Source organism: Ureibacillus chungkukjangi (assembly GCF_044795995.1).
Lineage (GTDB): Bacteria > Bacillota > Bacilli > Bacillales_A > Planococcaceae > Ureibacillus > Ureibacillus chungkukjangi.
The window spans coordinates 1352854-1374125 of the sequence record NZ_CP085009.1 but is presented as its reverse complement, the minus strand read 5'-3'; the positions used below and the strand labels follow the sequence as shown (position 1 = coordinate 1374125).

Genomic DNA, 21272 nt, shown 5'->3' with positions numbered 1-21272 from the left:
ATAAAATACTTGTCAATACTATTCTATTAAACTATTTATCACTGTGAGTAAGTTAGAAATGTCGTGCAAGTAGCTAATACGAAACCTAGCTACTAGAGGCATTTTGTGAAGGGTTCGATCATTCTATTTCTGAGTATAAAAACGAAAGATTAGAATCTTCATAACTTTTACTTTGATAACAGGACTCCAATTATTTAAGTGAAATTTAGATGCGTTAAATTTTAGATATAAATTCCAAACTTTACAGTAAATGGGTTATTTTGAAACAATTATACCATTAATTTGGAAGATGGGAAGTCGTTTTTGTAAAATAACTAAATAAAAAGTACCGATTTTACAATTTGTTTACATTTACGATGAAATCCTGTAAGAATATATGACTACTCGTTAGGCAAAGCTCCACCATTTTTTCTTAATTTGAAGGTCTGGCTCATACATTAGTAATGGTTTTTTCTCAAGAATCCGCCCATTATTCTCTAAAAAAAAGTCAACCGACTCGATTTGCTTATGCTTCTCCAGGTAGGAAAGTCCCTTTTCGAACAAGAAAGGTCTTGTTGATAGATTATGGGCATCTGATCCATAGGTATGGACGAGGTTCGCTTTTACTAACTCCATAGACGTTTTTTGTACACCACGTCCAAAATGACCTGCAATACTTCCCGCTGTTAGCTGTGCAGCTGCCCCTTCTCTAATAAGCCTCTCAAGACGCTCGGGTTTTTCTGCTATGGCCTTATTTCTTTCTGGATGGGCAATAATTGGGGTAATATCTTCTTTTAATAATTCTTGAATAATGTTTTTTGTATAATTTGGGATATGACTAGATGGAAGCTCTAGTAGTAAAAATTGAGAATCTGCTAAGGTTAGAATCTGCTTTTCTCTTACTAACTCTATTATTTGTTCACAAAGACGAACCTCGTGACCCAGGTGGATGGTCAGTGGGATTTGTTGCTTATTTAGTTCATCTTGTAGCTGGGCAACCTGTTCTGTTACCTTACTCGCTAGTACATTATAGGATGGATGCTGTGTATGGGATGTAGAAATAATTTCGGTAATTCCTTCTTTTGAAGCGACTTCAAGCATTTCAATGGCCTCATTGAAGCTTTTCGGTCCATCGTCCACATTAAACAAAATATGACTATGCATGTCTATCATTTTTCTACACCTACTTTAAGTATTTTAAAGAGGTACCTATTCTCATAGCTTTGGTACCTCTTAGTAAACTATTTCATTACCCTATTTCGCGTCACCATAGTACTGGTAGTAATAATAGTGGTCCTTTTCTAAAATGAAGTTATTTAGAATGACACCAATTACATTTGCCTTAGACTGGATGAGTGTTTCTTTTGCTTTTACAGCCGTCTCTTTCGGCGTAAATCCAGAGTTGATGACTAGAATTGTTGCATCACATTTATTGGACAGAATTTGTGAATCTGTTACAGAAAGTACTGGTGGTGTATCGAAAATGATTAAATCAAATTGCTCCTGTAATTCAGAGATTAGCTGATTCATGCGATTTGAATCGAGTAATTCTGCCGGATTTGGAGGAATTGCTCCACTTGGTAGTACAAATAGCCCTTCGATATCTGTTTTTTGAATGGCATCATTCAATTCGCATTGTCTTGTTAAGACTCCAGATAAGCCGTAGCTATTCGTTAGTTTAAAGGTATAGTGTGTTGTTGGTTTTCTCATGTCTGCATCGACTAAAATAATTCGCTTTCCTTCTTGAGCATAGATACCTGCAAGATTGGCAGAGGATGTCGATTTCCCTTCCCCTGGCCCAGCTGATGTCACAAGGATTGTTTTAAAGTCACGATCCGGCATGGAAAAGTTAATGTTTGTTCGAATCGTTCTATATTGCTCTGAAATAATCGATTTTGGATTTTCCTTGAAGATAAGCTTTCTCGCCAAGGAATGTTTTTTTCGTTTGTGCTTAAACAAGCTTCTCCCTCCTATTTCCACTGCGACTTAGCTCACCTTTTGCTGATTTTTTATCTTTTTCGATTTCTTCCTCAGGGAACGGGCTCACAATTCCAAGAATCGGCAAGCCTAATAGGTCCTCCACATCCTGTTCTGATCTTACAGTTGTATCTAAATACTCAAGTAAGAAAGCTAACCCTACACCAAGCATGACACCGATAACTGCTGCAATTGCAATATTCATTAGCTCGTTCGGTTTTACATGACTAGGAAATTCCAAATGAACTGCTGGAGATAGAATATTAACGTTATTGATATTCATTAATACCGGGATTTCCTCTTGGAATACCTCAGCTACTGTATTTGCAATATCCACAGCCTTAAAGTGCTGTTCATCCTCAACGCTGACACTGATGACCTGGGAATCACTTGCATTGGAAACCGTAATTTTTTCGGATAACTGTGAAGGAGTCAGTTCTAAATCCAGGCGTTCAATTACTTGCTCTAAAATAGCTGGACTTTTAATAATGACATTGTACGTATTGATGAGCTGCAGGTTTGCTTGAATATCCTGAGTTTGGATTTGCTCGACTTGTGTTTTTTGTTGGTTTACGAGAATTTGTGTTGAAGCCTGGTATACAGGTGTTAAGACAAAATAGCTTATAATTGCTGCAATAATACCTGCAATCATAGTTAGCGAGACTATTAAATAGAGTCGTTTTTTTATAATTTTAAATATGTCCTGTAAGCTAATTGTTTCTTCCATTTCTGCCACTCTCCCGGGTTGACGTATTTTATAGCATCATTTTTTACCGAATTCCACTAGTCTATTTGTTATTCAAGCCAATCCATGGAGAACTTTAATGCCTTATAGACTGCTCATTGCCTTATCGTATAAACTTTTGCGAAGTCTTTCCTTTGTAGCTGCATACTCTGAACGGAAACTATCTCCATAAGAAGGGCTATAGCCATTAACAACAAAATCTGTCTCCACAATCGCCATCACACTGTCAAATACTGCGTCTGTGCTTCCTTCAAGCGCTGTTGCTGCTCCCATATACTTTTGATAGAAGTATGCAACACTAATTTTTTCCCCATTTGCTTTTTTCTTTTGATATTCGGCCTTTGCCTGAGAGACAAGTCCGTTAATCTTTCCACTTGCTTGTGCTTCTAGGGCTTCTAGTGTTGGTTTATATTTACTTTTAATCTCTGCAACGGTTGGTTTTTCTGTTTTTGTATTGGTGGTAGGTGTTTTAGCAGCTCCAGTAGAAGGTGCTGTGCTGTTATTAGTGTTTCCTTGCTGACTTGAAGCTGTGTTAGTTTCCTTGACTCCCTGTGAGTCACCTACTGAAGAGCTTTCACTCTGATTGTTTGTCCCAGTAACAGCTACAGGCAGCTTCGTTTGCTCTTCTACAACTTTGCCGTTTCCATCGATGACTAATTCAGTGCCATCTGGTAGATTGAGCGTATAGTTTTCCTCTGTTATTTTCTCTATTTCAGGATCAGCTACATCATAGGTTTTAAACTTAAAGATATAGAGGGTATATCCTCCTACGACAAGTAGAAGTAATACGATGGATAGTAATATATATTTCCACTTATGTCTTTTCTTGATTTTTTTCTTTATCTTTTTCTTCATAAGAGCTCCTTTAATAGTTTTCTGATTATTTCGTAATACATTATGTATAAATATAGCAAATTTTACAGATTATGAGTATATTATTTTTTACAAATTCCCAGAGATTTATAGGTATTTTTTCTTTAAATCTTACTTTAAAATGGTAAACTGTTAAATAGTGGTAAAATATAGAGGTAAAACTGACCTATTAATCATCCTTTTTCTTACTTCTTTATACTTAAAATAATATAGCATGGTTTAATTTGGTATATCTAGTTATTTTACATAATTTATGTATATTTTACATTATTTATGTAGTCTATCAATTTATGGTAGCGTTTTCTATTAAAATAAATTTCGATTTGACACAAAGTTCTCACATTGTGACAATTTAAAAACGCAGCCCTACGTATTTTGGACTACGTTTTTTTAGTTTAAAAGTAATCTATGAAGGTAGGTATCCCCACAGGTAGAATATCCTCCAACACCGCTACTGTATCTCCCGTACCCTTCACCCGTTCGATTTTCTCCAAATATTTAGGACGTTTGTAGCCCAAAAGCATAGTCGTTAAGGTTTGGATCGACATTTTTACAGTGATGTCTTCTCGGTCGTTTTCTTCGAGTTTTGTGATTTTGACCTTCCAATCCTCTGATTTGATGTCGTAGGTGCCGTTATTCCATTCGACTAGGCGATCGGTTACTGTAAAACGAATGTGGAATTTGGGTTCGTCGAAGGGATAGGTTTCTAGGAATTTTTCCACGTCCACGATTCTTGCCATGAAGTAAGGAGAGACCTTTTGAATAATCTCACTGTCCTCCAGTAAGAATGCAACCGGTTCGTTCCCAGCCGTTTTCCCGTAGGCATTATAGACCATGGATTTGTGGGCAGAGACGAAATTCCAAAGTCCCTTTCTTGCCTCTTCTTGAAGGTAAACGATTTCATCGATGTAGAAATTTTCTTCCATGATACGATAGTAGATATAGCCCTGTGGTTCGTTGTCTTCGTTGTAGTAAACGGCTGCTTGAAGCTGCACATCGGTATCCACGAACTTTTCTTCCCAGAAGTCCTCGTGAAATTTTTCATTCCACGCGATGGTATTTCGAATCATGGCGCCATGTGTGCGAGAGGCATATTGCTCGTAAATGCTCACAACGTCCACTGCCCGAGTATCAACACGACGAATTTGGCCAGGTAGCTCCATATAATTGGGGAACTGGGTATCCTTCACCTGGAATTCCACTATGTCAGACATAATCTCCCAGCCCTTTTTGCGATAGTAAGGAATCGAGAATGGGAACAGGTAGGAAATATAGCGCTGTTCGCTGCGCATCACCGTGAGCGTCTCTTTGATAAGTTTGTCCATCAGCCCCTGCTTGGAGTATTCCGGGTAGGTTCCGATTGCCGTGATTCCCCCCATTTCATAGGGCACACCGTAAATATTCACTTGGAACGGAAGACTAAGGATTTGCGATACAAGGTGGTCACCATCAAACCACCCCACCGCATGCCCAACGTGAAACTGCCTGCTCTTCTCACTGACAAACCGTCGATCCTTCTTGATGGACATGGACATTTGAAACACATAATTCAACAGATCAATGGACTTCCCCATTTCATCCATCCGTATCTCCCGCATCACTAGCCCTTTTCTTGGATTCATAATTATCACCTGATTGTTAGTTTTTTAGTGCCTATTTATAGTTTATTCTTCGTCATCCATATTTTTCACAAGAAAACCACTTTTATGCAGGTGAGAGGGGAAAAGAAAAGCTTGGAGATGCTTTCTCCAAGCTTTTAAATACAATTTTTTTAGTCTGTAATTGTAAATGTATAAGTTATTGAACTATAGCCACTAAAATTGAAGGTTACTGTTGTAGATTCGCCAACTAGCTCACTAATATTGGTTGCACCGTCTTTATTAGTATCTACAAAAGCATCTAATTCTTCGATGAATCCCGTCTTTTTAGCAGGGTCTAATAAGTCAGCTTTTGTATATTGTTTATTATTAAAAGTAATCGAAGACAATGCATCATATACTGTACCAGGGTTATAGTCAGCTAAAGCAGGATTTGCAATTATGCTGGCGATTTTGCCTGGAGTATTATCAATTTCAACTAATTTTTCACGAACATCACTTATTGTAGTATCCTCTACAATTCTTAGTGATATTGTATTTGACGTTGCATTAAGTGACGGTTCAACATACCCATCAAGTGAATATAGATATTCACTCAAGCCTACTCGGATCAGTTCATCAACTGTTGGTTCAATTGTAGATGGACCTGGTCCCGGATCAGGATTAGGTCCTGGTCCTGGTCCTGGTGGTGTTCCCGGATCTGGATTCACTGGCGTTTCATTGCCATCTTCATCTACTTCTATAACTTCTTTAATAGCATCCTTTACTTGCTCGTAGTTCGTAATGATATCAGTTAGCTTTGAGCCTTTTGGTACTTCCAGTTTTTCAACCTTAGAGCTAGCGTCTAATGTAAGCTTTGCATTACCTGTCACTACTAGAGTTTTTAATGTGACACCTTGAAGGCTTAGCTGAACGTTTGCCCCAACAGATAATTCTTCAGCTACTACGTTTTTCAGTTCAACATTATTTCCATTTACAGAAACCTTTGAGATTGAATAGCCGCTTGCATCGAATACTGCATTTGGCGCTACTAGAGTAAGAGAATCAATCCCAACGATTTTCAATGCTGCTGAAGTTGTTTCTGCAACAGTGTTTAGAGCTGCTGTTGGTGAAGTTACATTAGCAAACTTAAAATCTACCACCGAATTCTTTAGAGCCGCAGCATTTTTACTATTAAATACCTTTGTCAAATCACCTTCAATAGCATAGATACCTTTGTTTGTGATTAGTTGTCCAGCCTTAATAGATAGAACTTTTTCCACCTTAATGGCTTCTTCTGATTTCACTACGAATGTAGCAAATTGCCCACGTGTTACAGAGGATGCTGGAGAAAATGTCGTTGGTGTTGTACCAGTAGTAACCTGATTTGCATAAAGAGCAGAAATTTGTTCAATATACGGGTTACCTGCAAGGTCTTTAAATGGTGCTTTTTCATCACCCGCTTGAAGGTTATAAGCATTTGTTAGAATGACTGCCATCTGTCCGCGAGTCAACGTTTTAGTAGTACCAAAAGTCTTATCTGGGAAACCTTTAATGATTCCACTGTTTGCTAATGCCGCTATTTCTGCATAGTACGGGTGGGATTTTGGTACATCCTTAAAATTAGGATCATTCACGCTTTTTGTATTTAAATCTAGCACCTTCGCAAGAATCAATGCGGCATGCTGACGACTTAAAGCTTGTCCTGGCTTAAATGTTCCATCCTCATACCCTTTTATAATACCTCGGTCTACTAAATTCATAATAGTAGAATAGTGAGAATTAGATTTATCAAGGTCTTTAAAGGATAGAGCTGCTGCTTCAGAACTAGAAGGTACTGCTGCAACAACCGCGCCTGTCGCCAATGCTGAAGCGATCGCTAAGTTAAATAATTTTTTCTTTGTTACTTTTTTCACCTGTCTTACCTCCTATTTCCATAATAGTAAAAATAATCTATGTATAATAATACCATAAAGAATTTTTAAATAGATACGTAAATTTCACCTCTTTCTAGAAAATATTACAATTTATAGAATTTTATAAAGATAATAGTATCATATGTTCTTCATAAGAATACATATTTCCCTATAATTTCACAATTTAATAGGACAAAAAACCTCTTTTGACAAGCTTCCCATTTGTCAAAAGAGGTTAGATTTTATGTGTATTTCGTTAGGTTATGCTAATATTCATTTCCTACTAAGGAGCAATTCCTCAACCTTCCCAATCGGCATTGGCTTCCCATAATAATACCCCTGTGCTTCATCGCATTGAAGGCTGCATAGGTAATCGGCTTGTTCTTCGGTTTCGACCCCTTCAGCGATGACTTCTAGGTTCAGTGTATGGGCTAGCTGGATGATGGCACTGATAATTTTAGCGTCGTTTCGGTCGGTTAATATGTCATTGACAAAGGAACGATCGATTTTAAGGCGTTTGATCGGGAAGTTTTTTAGATAGTTGAGTGAGCTAAATCCTTTCCCGAAGTCATCGATGGCGATTTGTACGCCTAACTGATTTAGTTCCTTCATGATTGAGATGGCATTCGAGACATCCATGGCCATGGATTCTGTAATCTCTACCTCCAAAAGACTTGGATCGATTTGGAAGTGCGTAATGGCTTCTTGGACACTTTCAACAATCGTATGACTTAAGAAATCCTGTGGTGAAAGATTGATGCCGATTTTCATCGGGGGGAGCCCACGATTGGACCACTCCTTTAGCTGATGACAGGCCTTTTGTAAGACGAACTCACCTAAAAGTGTCGCAATCCCCAATTCTTCAGCTAACGGGATAATGTCACTTGGCAGTATCAGTCCAAATTTAGGATGGTTCCAGCGAATTAATGCTTCAAAGCCGACGATTTCCTTTGTGCAAAGACTTACCTGTGGCTGATAATACAGCTCCAGATGCTCTTGTTCCATCGCATTCTTTAGTTCTTTTTCAAAGCTTAGCTTCTCAAAATAACGATGATCCATATCGGCGTCATGCATAACAAAATGGTTTTTGCCATTCTCTTTTGCCTGGTACATAGCAGTATCTGCTCTTCGGATCAAGGAAATCTCACTTTCCCCATTTTGATAAATGGAGATGCCAATGCTTGCACTCATCTGAAATTCATAGCTTTCGATTTCAAGACTATGCCTGAATACTTCAATCAGTCCCTCTGCCATGGCAGTTACCTCTTTGGCATTCTCAAAATCTTTTAGAATGATGGTAAATTCATCGCCACCCATACGGAAAAGCTCCGCATGATCTGGTAAGAAATCCTTTAACCGCTTGCTTAATTCGACAAGTACAAAGTCACCTTTGTCATACCCTAGTGTGTCATTGATGAATTTAAAGCGGTCCAAATCCAACAAAAATATTGCTATTGTTCCCGGCTCTGATTTTAAAAGCTCGAGTCTTTCCTTTACTCTCTCATGGAAGCTTCGACGATTCGGAAGACCTGTTAGATCATCATGATAGGCTAAATAATTAAAGCGTTCGTTTACTTTAAAGCGATCGGTTATATCCTTTATTTGTCCAAAGGCTGCAGTTAGCTTACCCTCTTCGTTGTATAGCGGAATTCCATCAACTAAGGTAACTGTTTCTTTACCGGTGTTTTCATTTGTAACCCACACTTCCACATCTGTTAAATCTTCCCCTAAAAGGACGTCCTTCAGATGGGTTCCCAAGCGACTCGTACCTTCAATGAGATTGCCTTTTTCCCATCCAGTCATCTCCTGTGCTTTTGTGTTGATTTCAGTAATTTCACCCGTTTTATCTATTTCAATAATCCCGTTTTTTGAGGATTCGATAACGACTTGGTTTAGAATATTTAACCGTGCATTGGTTTCTCTTAAGCAGATTTCACGTTCAATCGAATTGACTACAGAGTTTAACATGGTTAAAAGGAGTGGACTTTGAAAATCTATAAAGGTTGCAATGGAAATTGTCCCTCGTTTTGTTCCATTTGCTTCAAAGGTGAAGGGCACTGAATAACAAGCATTGCCATGAAGAAACGGCTGAAAGTGCTGACTCCCCACTACTTGAACGGGTTCATTTAACCGTAATGCTAGGTCTACTGTATTTGTCCCAACGATACTCTCAATAAACTTCGTACCAGGCTTTACACCAATAAGCTCCATCACCTGTTTAATCTCTGGATCACCTTGAATATCTAAAATAACGCAATTGTCATCCGTTACGATAAAAATAAACGGTAGCCCGTCCACCATCTGGAACAGCTGATCGGCAAAAAAACCAATTACATCAAACAGCTTTTGATAGTCAAATAATGTATCCTTTAGCTCCTGTGCACTAATATACTTATGCTCCGGAATCGCTTCAAGGTCTATTCCAAATGTCTCACAGCGTTCATGTGACTCTTTAATATGGGGCGGTAGTGGCCTCTGCTGTCTATCCATGTAGTTAGCACTCCCTTCAAAACAAATGTTCAATCCGACAAACTATTGTTTGTATAATATTGTTAACATTATAACATAAATTACCTAATTATATTTATTTTTTTGAATGTTCTCTATTGTTTATGACTAGTTTTTATTGAAAGAGGTTCCATGCGTTTGGAAGATTTAATCGTTTGCCTTGGGGGCATATTTTTTTAATATTCCCTCCATAAATAGATCAATAAATTGTTTACTCTCCTCTTGAAGGTCAAAGCCTTTCCCAAAAGCAATCCAATCATACAAATTTCCGCGCATACACCGGGCAATCATCATCGAAAGCTGCTCATTATTCACTTCTGGTAATAACTCGCCACGCTCAATCGCAACCTTAATAAAGTCGTATAAGATTTTATAGACGCTACGATCCGTATTCGTAAAGTAATGATTTTCGGATTCGATTAACCCGTTTGTATAAACACTTCTCATTAAATCTTTGCCCATTTCATGCTCTAAATATTGCATTTGCCCTTGAAATAATTTTAAAATTTTTTCTTTAAGAGCTGCTTCCTCTGGTATGGTCTGTATAAACTCTTCATAAAACGTATCTATTTCAGTAAATTTCTCTAAAAAGATGCCGTATTTTGAATCAAAGTGATTATAGAAGGCACCTTTTGAGCTATTACTTTTTTGCACGATTTCGTCCACAGTTACTTGATCAAATCCCTTTTTCTCGAATAGCTTTAATGCTGTCTCAAAAATTCGCTGCTTTGTTTGTTCTGCCTGTAATTGTCGACTTCCCTTCTTCATGGCTTAGCCTACCCCATTTCAAGTCATTAGTTCATTTGTTAAAACTATAGTCTATATTGTGACTATTTATCTACTTATAGGTAACTAATCTGAATTATCAGAATAGTATTGACATTCAATTTACCGAGTTTTATTATTTAGACTATAGTCTATGAAATAACGTTTCGGGATGATGATAACGTTTTCTTCATTGGGGGAGGAGGATAACGATGGACATTATTGGGGATAGAACGCTTCGTTCACTGTTCGAGGAGAAAGTAAGCTTGCATCCAGACAAAGTTTTTATAGCTTATGAGGATGTACAGGGGAGTCAAACAACCAAAACCTACCGTGAATTTTATGACGAAGTACTAAAGCTGAGTAATGCCTTATTAGATTTGGAGGTACATGCTGGGGATCATGTCACTATCCATTTACCAAACAGTATCGAATTTTTAACCACCTGGTTTGCACTAGCCCATATCGGAGCAATTATGGTTCCAACAAATATTTTGTCAAGTAGCGATGAAATGAATTACATCATCAACCATTCTGAATCTGTTTTGCTGATAACAGAGGAAGACCATGTTGAAAAGTTCCAAGGAATGCTGGACCAACTACCTACGATTCGACACATACTTTTAACCCGCTTCAAGAATCACTCTACTACACTACTAAATTTCGATCATATAATCGAAAATGCTTCTACCGATACAAGCCGTTTCCCGAAAGTGTTAACGGAGGATGTGGTCGGTATGCTTTACACATCAGGTACTACTTCCAAACCAAAAGGCGTTCAAGTAACAAATGCAAATTATATTTTTACTGGCGAATTAATGTCTAAATCCATTCAAGTATCCGAGGAGGACCGGATGTTTATCGTCCTGCCACTGTTTCACGGGAATGCACAATACTATTCCACAATGACAGCACTCGTTACTGGAGGCAGTATCGCGCTAACAGAGAAATTTAGCGCCTCTCGCTACTTTAAACAAGCGAAAAACTTAGGTGCAACGGTTGGTTCCTTATTTGCCGCACCGATTCGAATGATTTTAGCAAAGGACTATGATTCATCAGATCAGGACAATCCAATTCGTTTAATCATGTTCGCACAATCCATAGCAGAGCATCAGATAACTGAGTTTGAGAATAAGTTTGATGTGAAACTCTTGCAGCTTTATGGGATGACCGAAACAGTGGGGATCCCTTTGATCAATCCATTAAATGGGGTTCGGAAAAATCTAAGCATCGGCCGGCCAAGCATTGGTTATGAAGTAAAGCTCATCGATGAAAATGGCGACGAGGTTGAACAAGGCGCAGTGGGACAAATTGCTGTTAAAGGAATTCCTGGTCGTACAGTCATGAAACGATATTTTAAAAATGAAGAAGCCACTCGTGAAACGTTGCAGGATGGCTGGCTGCTGACCGGTGATAATGCCCGTGTTGGTGAGGATGGCTATTTCTACTTCGTTGACCGTGTGAAGGATATGATCAAACGCTCTGGTGAAAATGTTGCCGCTCAGGAAGTTGAAAGCGTTTTAACTCAACATCTAGCCGTCTTTGAAAGTGCCGTTATCGGAGTACCAGATGACATGCGTGATGAAGCGATTAAAGCTTTTGTTATTTTGAATAAGGGGATGAGTGTGACAGAGGAAGAACTGATTGCGTTTTGTAAAGCTCGATTGGCCAAATTTAAAGTGCCCGATTCAATTGAATTCGTGGCAGATTTTCCTCGTACACCAGTAGGCAAGATTCAAAAGCATATTCTTAGAAATTCTCTATCGATTAAATAATGCGGAAGTAGGTGTACTCTATGAAAAAAGCAAAAATTTTAATGGCTAGTTTAGTAGGATCTATTATCGAATGGTACGACTTTTACTTATATGGGACTGCAACAGGGTTAGTTTTCTCATCCCTCTTCTTCCCAAATCATGATCCAGCCGTATCGATTTTAATCGCCTTTGCCACATTTGGTGCCGGATATGCAGCAAGACCAATCGGAAGTATCATTTTCGGCCATATGGGAGATCGAATCGGACGAAAGGCTTCCCTTATGCTCACACTAATTGGAATGGGAGGAAGCTCATTCTTGATTGGGCTATTGCCTACCTACGCGCAGATCGGAATAATTGCACCTGCCATGCTAGTAATCTTACGCTTATTGCAAGGGATTGCCCTTGGTGGTGAATGGGGAGGAGCCGTTCTTTTAGCAACTGAATCGGCAGGTAAAGGCATCCGTGGATTCTTCGGCTCTGTCCCACAATTAGGTGTACCCATTGGACTAGTATTAGGGACATTCAGTTTCACAATCATTAGTGCCCTAACAACTGAAGCCCAATTCATGGCTTGGGGCTGGCGAATTCCCTTCTTGTTCAGTATCGTACTGATTGTTATCGCAGTTTGGATTCGTAGTGGTATTGAAGAAACGCCAGAATTCCAAAGAAAGAAGGAGCAAGGCGAGCTTGTAAAAATCCCTGTTGTCGAAGTATTTAAATACAACTCAAAGGATATTTTCCGTTTAATCGGATTAAAGCTAGGTGACGGCTTCTTCAATGTATTTTTAATGTCCTTTATCTTAGTTTACGCAACAACTTATTTGGACTACTCGCGAGACACTGCATTGTTAGGCTTAACACTGAGCTGTGCAACAATGATTATTACTATTCCACTTGTCGGCTACCTATCCGATTTTATCGGCCGTAAAATCATTTATACTGGCGGGCTGGTTGCCATGATTGTTCTAACAATTCCATATTTCATAGCCATCCCAATTAACACAACATGGTTCTTCACAATGCAAATTGTATTATTAGGCTTTGTATGGGGTGCCATTTTCGCAACCCAAGGAACACTTTTCTCCGAGCTATTCCCTGCAAACGTTCGCTACACAGGGCTATCACTCGGCTACCAAATCGCAGCAGCCATCGTCGGCTTCGGCCCAATGATCTGGACCGCAATGGGCACAAACTTCGGCGCCTCCCCATTCGCATTCGGAGGCTTCATGATCGCCAGCCTTATCGTATCATTGGTGCTAATTTTGTTCGCACCAGATACACGCGTGGTTACAATGTATGAGGATGATGTGGAAGATAAGGTGACGAGTTTGAATAATGAGGTGAAGGAAGAGCAGGCGGTTGAGTTGAGTTAGAATTTGGAGGCTGAAGATGCAAAGATATCGTGTATTCCTTGGCTGTTTTCCGGACGAAAACTGTAGCTTTAAAAATTATAAATAGCTTTATAAAGGTAAAGAAGACATTGATAAACTGATCGTATCAATGTCTTCTTTATAGTTTAATTCCAATTGAAATGTTTCTACAAATTAAATAGTTGTATCTAGGGGTATTGCTAGTTTTTATTAGGTCGGTATATGTCAGTGGAAACAAGCCCATTTTTTCATCTCAAAACACTGCTCAATCAACCTATCATCGATTAAAACATGTACATTAATTAAATCTAAAGCTGAAAATACAATAAAATCACCTATCTTCATGCTAATTTATTACGATCTCTAGAAGCCAAAGGTGTATTAAAAGCATCATCAAATGCTAATTCTGCTTGTTTCCTAATAGAGGAACTTACTTTCAGTTTCATTTGATAAACGTACCATTTGAAATTTTGATACCCTTCTACTGGATCGTCTAGATTGATTCCATCTATATCTGGCTCAACTTTCATACATTTTTCATAGCCGTATTTCTTACCTTGTTCAATATAGCTATTATTAAATAGATGGCTTTTAATTCTAATCTTAGGATTATATCCTTCACCTCGATAAATTACTTTGTATTTTTCATCATAAACTAATTTACACGGGTTTTCATCAAACTTGCAATCCGTTGCTATTAAGTAAAGGCTTGAATAATGTTTAATTTTCTCATCAATGTCTTTTTCACACTTGATTTCTACCCATACTCCATCTAGAAATAACTCTTTTAATTCAAACATTTCTTTAAACTCTTCTCTAAACGATTCTAATAAACAATTAAGCCTTTCTTGCATTTTTTCCATAATACCCCTCACTAAGGTCTTACTTTATTTTCTTTAACACATATATTCATTTTACAATGTTTTTAGAAAAATGCGTACAACTGTTACTACACAAAATAAAAAACCCCTTCCAACACAACTAGTGTGTCAAAAGGGGTTAAATTTCTATTTAGCGTATTCTACCGAGCGTGTTTCGCGGATGACCGTTACTTTGATGTGGCCAGGGTAGTCGAGTTCTTCTTCGATACGTTTGCGGATGTCGCGTGCTAAACGGTGTGAAGCAAGATCGTCGATTTTCTCTGGTTGAACGATGATACGGATTTCACGACCTGCTTGGATAGCGAATGATTTTTCTACTCCGTCATAGCTTTCTGAAATCTCTTCCAGTTTTTCTAGACGGCGAATGTAGTTTTCAAGCGTTTCGCTACGTGCGCCTGGTCTAGCTGCTGATAATGCATCGGCAGCTGCAACGATTACGGCAATAACTGAAGTTGCTTCAGTGTCACCATGGTGAGAAGCGATACTGTTGATAACAACAGGATGCTCTTTGTACTTAGTGGCAAGCTCTACACCGATTTCTACGTGACTACCTTCCACTTCATGGTCAATAGCCTTCCCGATATCGTGAAGTAATCCTGCACGTCTTGCTAATGATACATCCTCGCCTAGCTCTGCAGCTAGAAGTCCTGATAGATGTGCCACTTCGATTGAATGCTTCAATACGTTTTGGCCATAGCTTGTACGATACTTCATGCGACCAAGGATTTTCATAAGGTCTGGATGCAGATTGTGAATTCCAACTTCGAACGTTGTTTGTTCTCCCGTTTCACGAATTTGCTCGTCCATTTCACGACGTGATTTTTCCACCATTTCTTCAATGCGAGCTGGATGGATTCGTCCATCTTGTACTAATTTTTCAAGTGCAAGACGCGCTGTTTCACGACGGATTGGGTCGAAACCAGATAGGATAACTGCTTCTGGCGTATCATCGATGATTAAATCGATTCCAGTAAGAGTTTCCAGTGTTCGAATATTACGTCCTTCACGACCGATGATACGGCCCTTCATTTCGTCATTCGGTAGGTTTACAACAGATACGGTTGTTTCAGCAACGTGATCTGCTGCAAAACGTTGTAGTGCAAGTGATAATATCTCACGAGCTTTTTTGTCAGAATCTTCTTTTGCACGTGTTTCTGCTTCTTTCGTCATCACCGCAATATCCGTTGAAAGTTCGTTTTCAACTTCTTTAAGGATGATTCCCTTCGCTTCTTCGCGAGTTAAAGCAGCAATACGTTCAAGCTCTGTCGTTTGTTCGCGTACTAGCTCTTCCACTTTGCTTTCCATCTGTTCAATATGCTGTTGTCTCTCAGTTAGAGCTTCTTCTTTTCGCTCTAAGCCTGATTCTCTCTTATTCAGAGCATCATCCTTGCGATCAAGATTTTCTTCTCTTTGCAATAACCGGTTTTCTTGTTTCTGAAGCTCTGCCCGGCGTTCGCGGATGTCTTTTTCTGCTTCAGTTCGAATTTTGTGAGTTTCATCTTTTGCTTCAAGTAGTGCTTCCTTCTTCAGCGCTTCCGCTTCTCGCTTAGCTTCATCAATGATTAGCTCAGCTGAATTTTTCGCACCATTTACTTTGGATTCGTTCACTTTTTTCATATACAAATAGATAACAGCGCCACCGACGATGAGTCCAAGCAAAGCGGAGATAATAATGTATTCCATCATTCGAACACCTCCTCTTGCTATATTCGTTTCATTTTCAGTCGGCCCATATATTGACTAAAGTTTTTCAATATATCAAATTCACCCTGTGATTTGATATTCCATTGTTCACAAAACTTACGCTTTCAACATACTGCCTATTTCATTTCAAAATTTAGAAATTATACAATTTTAATTGTATAGCTCTAACCTAGCAATGTCAAGGATTCCCACAAGCTACCCCTAAAAAATGTAAGCTTATTGAAGTAGTCTAAAATCTACTTATGAGCCTTTAGATTTAATTCATCAAATCCTGCGAGAGTCTAATGAATTACTATACATTACAAAATATCTAATAAATAAGATATTTCTTACTATTGTTGTCAAAATCTATGATTAGTATTCATTTTCGAGAAATTTTGCGTATATATGGGCACTGTATGGGAATAATCACAACTTTTTTTATCGGCAAGATAGCAATGTTGTATCGGTTAAGTTTTTTGAAAATAGTTTGGTGGGTGAGTGAAAAAATTTGTGACTTAAGAGAATTGTTAAGAGCAGAGATAAAAAGATTAGTTACTTAAGAGATTGTTAAAAGCAGATATGTAGAGGCAAAGTTAGCTGCTTCAATCAATCTAGTTTGTGGCTCCGCGGTTAATCTAGCCACTTTGGGTGATAATCTAGCCACTTTTGCAATTATTCTAGCCACTTTTTGTCGAAATCCCGCCACTTTTCCCAATAATCTAGCCACTTCAAATTTCGAAGCGTAATTTTATTAAAAATATCAAATTTGCAGCACACTAAATCTCTAAATCTCTAAATCTCTAAATCTCACAATTCTTTTAACACTTTCAACGCTTTTAATTTTTCAACTCTCTTAACTTCACTCTTCCCACAGTAAAACCCACTCCAACTAGTCGGAGTGGGTTTGGATTTAGATTTTATTCTTCATCTAGTAATGAAGCTAGTTCTTTGTCCATTTCTTCTTCTTCGTCATGGGCGCCGATTGTGTATGAGTTAGCTGTCATGCCGTAAGATTCACGGATTTGGTTTGATACTTTTTCGCGGATGTCTGGGTTTGCTTTAAGGAAGGCTTTTGCATTTTCTCTACCTTGTCCAATGCGTTCGCCGTCATATGCGTACCATGAGCCACTTTTTTGGATGATGTCTAGCTCTGCACCGATGTCGACGATTTCACCTTCTTTAGAAATCCCCTCCCCGTACATGATGTCTACTTCAGCTGTACGGAATGGTGGCGCTACCTTGTTTTTCACGACTTTAATTTTTGTTTTGTTACCAATCATTTCAGTGCCTTGCTTGATAGTTTCAGCACGGCGTACTTCTAGACGAATTGACGCGTAGAATTTAAGGGCACGTCCACCAGTAGTTGTTTCAGGGTTACCGAACATAACACCGATTTTTTCACGTACTTGGTTGATGAAGATTGCTAGTGTGTTAGATTTGTTGATGATACCTGATAATTTACGTAATGCTTGAGACATTAAACGAGCTTGTAGACCCATGTGAGAGTCACCCATTTCGCCTTCAATTTCAGCTTTTGGTACTAGGGCTGCAACTGAGTCAATGACGATGATATCGATTGCACCACTACGTACTAATGCTTCAGCGATTTCTAATGCTTGCTCACCAGTGTCTGGCTGAGAAAGTAATAGCTCGTCGATGTTAACGCCTAATTTTTGTGCGTAAACAGGGTCTAATGCGTGCTCCGCATCGATAAATGCAGCTTGTCCGCCGTTTGCTTGGATTTCAGCGATGGCATGTAGAGCTACAGTTGTTTTACCTGATGATTCTGGACCGTAGATTTCTACGATACGACCTCTTGGGTAACCGCCGACACCTAATGCTGCATCAAGTGCTAATGAACCACTTGAAGAAGTCTCCATTTGGCGATCAGATTGCTCACCAAGTTTCATGATAGAGCCTTTACCGAATTGCTTTTCAATTTGCTTTAACGCCATATCTAAGGCAGCTTTACGATCATTACTCAAAATATTTCCTCCTTATATATAAAAACATTATTATCAAAATTCACTTTGGCTTAGGTGCTAATACACCCACGCCATTACCTCATACTTTCTAGCAAAAGATTAATTGACCGCAATTTCTAATTTGCTAGAAACAAGAATTCTAGTTCTTTTTCTTATGTCTCTACTATACTTCTTTTTGAGACAAGTTTCAAGAAAAAAGCGAACATATTTTCGTTTTTCTGGCAAAATAAAAATTTGAGCCCTTTTTAAGCCCAAATTCAAAAAATTGGGTAGTACCATTTAAGATACTACCCTCTTATATTATATCTTTTCGTAGCCTTTCTCAATAAGCAAGCGCATTAAATAGCTACATGCAAATTTTACCGTTCGGATACGATTCGTGTTGCGCATGCCTTGAAGTGAAAGCTTATGCGTTACCGGTTCAGCGTCGCCAATGCTAAAGCCTAACCAGATAGTTCCTGGTGGTTGACCATCATGTGCATCTGGTCCAGCAGCGCCAGTCAAGCCTACCCCAATATCTGTGCCAAACCTTTTGCGAACCTGAGCTGCCATCGCACCTGCACATTCTCCACTTACAACGCCGCATTGCTCGATCAGAGATTTTTCAATTCCTAGCTGATTTACCTTCGCCTCTGGTGTATAGGTTACAACTCCACCGATTAAGGTACCTCCCACTCCTGGAATTTCAGCAAGCTCAGATTGGAACAAGCCAGCTGTCAGGCTTTCTGCTGCAGAAATGGTTAGCTTGTTATGAATCAGCACTTCCACTAATTTGGATGCTAAAGAATCATCATTATAGCCGTAGTGGTACTCGCCCACGATAGCAAGAATCTCTTCTTCCTTTGCTTTAATGAGCTTCCAGGCTTCCTCAACATTTTCAGCCTTTGCCGTGATACGTAATGTAACCTCGCCATCACTTGCAAGCGGTGCAACAGTTGGATTAGTTTGGCTATCTAGAATGTCTTGAACCCGAACCTCGAGCTCTGCCTCCCCGATGCCGTAAAAACGCAGGACATGAGATTGAATAACGCCACCATCATTTAAAAGGGCAGCAAGCTTTGACTTTGCTTCAAATTGGAACATTGGCTCCAGTTCCTTTGGCGGTCCTGGAAGTAATATGTATGTGTTCCCGCTTTTCTCTAAAAGCATTCCTGGTGCCATCCCATGATGATTTGCCAGCACAGTACTACCCTCTAAAATCAACGCCTGCTTGCGATTGTTTTCGGTCATACCGCGCCCGCGTGCAGCGAAAAATTCCTCGATGAACTTCAGTGCCACATCATCCATCACCAAAGGCAATCCAAGATGCTTGGCAATTGTTTCCTTCGTTAAATCATCCTTTGTCGGTCCAAGTCCACCAGAGAAGATGATTAAATCTGCACGGGATTCAGCAATCTCAATCGCACTTTTCAGGCGGTCTGCATTATCCCCTACAACTGTATGGTAAAAAACATTAATGCCTAGCTCAGATAATTGCGTGGAGATGAATTTTGCATTTGTATTGGCAATTTGTCCTAACAACAGCTCCGAGCCAACCGCAATGATTTCTGCATTCATGTCCTAACCCCCTTACTTCGAGTTGACAAACACACGACGGTTTAGATAGAAATATTCCCATCCAGACCATACTGTAAAAATTAATGCCACATAAAGGGCAATCATATCAAATGGAATATTGATCATTTCAAAAATCGTATTGTGAAGCAGTAATGCCGAGATTGCAACGATTTGTGCCCAAGTCTTAATTTTCCCTAGCTGGCTTGCTGCAACAACCTCGCCCTCACCTGCAAGAATCGCACGTAATCCAGTTACCGCAAATTCACGGCTTAGAATAATGATGATAATCCATGATGGCGCCATGCCTAGCTCTACTAAGATGATAAACGCCGCTGCTACTAATAATTTATCTGCTAATGGATCAAGAAACTTTCCTAGGTTAGTCACAAGATTGTATTTACGGGCATAATACCCGTCCACCCAGTCTGTACACGAAGCAATGATAAAAACTAATGCCGCTAAGAAGTGATTCACGGGCATTGTTGCTCCCAAAAAGTTCATATTTCCTAAACCAAAGTCAAATAGTATTACAATCATAAAGACTGGAATCAAAAATATTCTCGAGACTGTAATCTTATTCGGTATATTCATTTGCTAACACCTTTCATTCGAGTAATGTGAAACAGCTAGTGAAGGAATTGCCCTTCCCTTTTGCTTCCTCGATTTCGTATTTATTGCTAAATTTTGTATTCGTTAAACGGGAGAAAAATAGCCATCAAAAATGATGACTATTCTCCTGGCTGTAATGTGATAATGATATTTTGCGTTGTAATTGTTTGAGCATATCGAAGCTGTTCGTCGTTGATAAGTACCTTCGCGTTATTTGCGTTTCCTAAGCGAATACGAGCGTAAGCATTTGCAGTAGCATCAAACTCCACTACCTCGCCTGCCTTGTAAACACGGTCCTCAACTTGCTCAGCGCCCTGTTCATTACGTATACCCACCCAAGTATCTCCTGTAACCTCGATACGAAGATTCATCGTCTCAGTGCCAGATAATTCATAAGTTGTTGTTTCCCCTTGTGCAGTACCTGGAGAAATCGTTTGTGTCGGAGCTGGCTCTTCCTCTGTTTCTTCAGTCGTCTCTTCAGTTTCCTCTGTAGCGTCTTCCTCTTCGTCTACAGCAGGCTTTTCTGTTGGTGGTGGTGTTTGCTGCTCGTATTCAACCGGTGCATTCTCCTGCACTTCATCTGGTTGATCTGACGACATCTTTTTTTGGTATAAAAACCAAAACGCTACCAAACTTACGATGATGAATAAACCAACGATGATTTTCGGCATTGTTTCTAATAATCGATTGGTTGAACGCGTATTGAGCTTACGACGAGTCGGACTTTGAGAAATCGATTGAGCTACCTCTTCCTTTTGTTGGTTCGGAATTTCTTTTTTAAACTCACTTAAGACTTCTTCTGCATCCAGCCCAACAGCCTCTGCATATTGTTTGATAAATGCTCTAACGTAAAAAGTACCAGGCATGATTGAATAATTTCCTTCTTCAATCGCAACTAGATATCTTTTTTGTATTTTTGTAATTTCTTGAAGATCATCCAAACTGTATCCTTTAGATAACCTCGCTTCTTTAAGGCGAGTTCCGAGTTCAGTCAACAATAACACCTACTTTTTTTAATCATTTAACTCGGGGATTTTGTCGTCCACGATTTTAATTTGAATAACGCTTTCATCTTAAAATTTGAGAC

The 21272-nt window shown here is 39.1% G+C and carries 16 protein-coding genes; 2 read left to right on the top strand and 14 right to left on the bottom strand.

The features are described 5' to 3' along the window. Positions 1-387: 387 nt before the first annotated feature. From LG296_RS06690 to LG296_RS06655, 8 genes are all read right to left on the bottom strand, one after another. Complete coding sequence (locus LG296_RS06690; protein WP_404427706.1) at positions 388-1152, bottom strand: tyrosine-protein phosphatase; 765 nt, start codon at positions 1150-1152, stop codon at positions 388-390. Between the two features lie 81 nt (positions 1153-1233). After that, entirely contained in the window at positions 1234-1938 is a 705-nt protein-coding gene (locus LG296_RS06685) for a CpsD/CapB family tyrosine-protein kinase (protein WP_404427705.1), read from the bottom strand. Next, positions 1931-2683 carry a YveK family protein gene (locus LG296_RS06680; protein WP_404427704.1) on the bottom strand — a complete coding sequence of 251 codons (753 nt, stop codon included), beginning with the start codon at positions 2681-2683 and terminating at the stop codon, positions 1931-1933. The genes LG296_RS06685 and LG296_RS06680 overlap by 8 nt, the downstream gene beginning before the upstream one ends. Before the next feature lie 102 nt (positions 2684-2785). After that, complete coding sequence (locus LG296_RS06675) at positions 2786-3556, bottom strand: hypothetical protein (protein WP_404427703.1); 771 nt, start codon at positions 3554-3556, stop codon at positions 2786-2788. 413 nt (positions 3557-3969) lie between these two features. Then, positions 3970-5196 carry an enhanced intracellular survival protein Eis gene (gene eis / locus LG296_RS06670; RefSeq protein ID WP_251397469.1) on the bottom strand — a complete coding sequence of 409 codons (1227 nt, stop codon included), beginning with the start codon at positions 5194-5196 and terminating at the stop codon, positions 3970-3972. Between the two features lie 149 nt (positions 5197-5345). Next, positions 5346-7067 (bottom strand): S-layer homology domain-containing protein, encoded by a 1722-nt coding sequence (locus tag LG296_RS06665; RefSeq protein ID WP_404427702.1) that lies wholly within the window; start codon positions 7065-7067, stop codon positions 5346-5348. A gap of 273 nt (positions 7068-7340) precedes the next feature. Further along, entirely contained in the window at positions 7341-9557 is a 2217-nt protein-coding gene (locus LG296_RS06660) for an EAL domain-containing protein (protein ID WP_404427701.1), read from the bottom strand. Between the two features lie 165 nt (positions 9558-9722). Continuing rightward, entirely contained in the window at positions 9723-10343 is a 621-nt protein-coding gene (locus tag LG296_RS06655) for a TetR/AcrR family transcriptional regulator (RefSeq protein ID WP_404427700.1), read from the bottom strand. 209 nt (positions 10344-10552) lie between these two features. Here LG296_RS06655 and LG296_RS06650 point away from each other — a divergent pair, with 209 nt between their 5' ends. Further along, entirely contained in the window at positions 10553-12115 is a 1563-nt protein-coding gene (locus tag LG296_RS06650; RefSeq protein ID WP_404427699.1) for an AMP-binding protein, read from the top strand. A gap of 20 nt (positions 12116-12135) precedes the next feature. Beyond that, entirely contained in the window at positions 12136-13470 is a 1335-nt protein-coding gene (locus LG296_RS06645; protein WP_404427698.1) for an MFS transporter, read from the top strand. 338 nt (positions 13471-13808) lie between these two features. On the opposite strand, the gene LG296_RS06640 is transcribed toward LG296_RS06645, so the two are convergent. From LG296_RS06640 to LG296_RS06615, 6 genes are all read right to left on the bottom strand, one after another. Beyond that, positions 13809-14330 (bottom strand): hypothetical protein, encoded by a 522-nt coding sequence (locus LG296_RS06640; RefSeq protein WP_404427697.1) that lies wholly within the window; start codon positions 14328-14330, stop codon positions 13809-13811. Positions 14331-14474: 144 nt separating this feature from the next. Beyond that, entirely contained in the window at positions 14475-16034 is a 1560-nt protein-coding gene (rny, locus tag LG296_RS06635; protein WP_404427696.1) for a ribonuclease Y, read from the bottom strand. 917 nt (positions 16035-16951) lie between these two features. Continuing rightward, positions 16952-18019, bottom strand: coding sequence for a recombinase RecA (gene recA, locus LG296_RS06630; RefSeq protein ID WP_285842036.1), 1068 nt, complete (start codon positions 18017-18019; stop codon positions 16952-16954). A gap of 300 nt (positions 18020-18319) precedes the next feature. Beyond that, positions 18320-19576, bottom strand: coding sequence for a competence/damage-inducible protein A (locus tag LG296_RS06625; RefSeq protein WP_404427695.1), 1257 nt, complete (start codon positions 19574-19576; stop codon positions 18320-18322). Positions 19577-19588: 12 nt separating this feature from the next. Continuing rightward, complete coding sequence (gene pgsA, locus LG296_RS06620; protein WP_404427694.1) at positions 19589-20167, bottom strand: CDP-diacylglycerol--glycerol-3-phosphate 3-phosphatidyltransferase; 579 nt, start codon at positions 20165-20167, stop codon at positions 19589-19591. Between the two features lie 137 nt (positions 20168-20304). Then, positions 20305-21189 (bottom strand): helix-turn-helix domain-containing protein, encoded by an 885-nt coding sequence (locus LG296_RS06615; protein ID WP_404427693.1) that lies wholly within the window; start codon positions 21187-21189, stop codon positions 20305-20307. Positions 21190-21272: the final 83 nt, after the last annotated feature.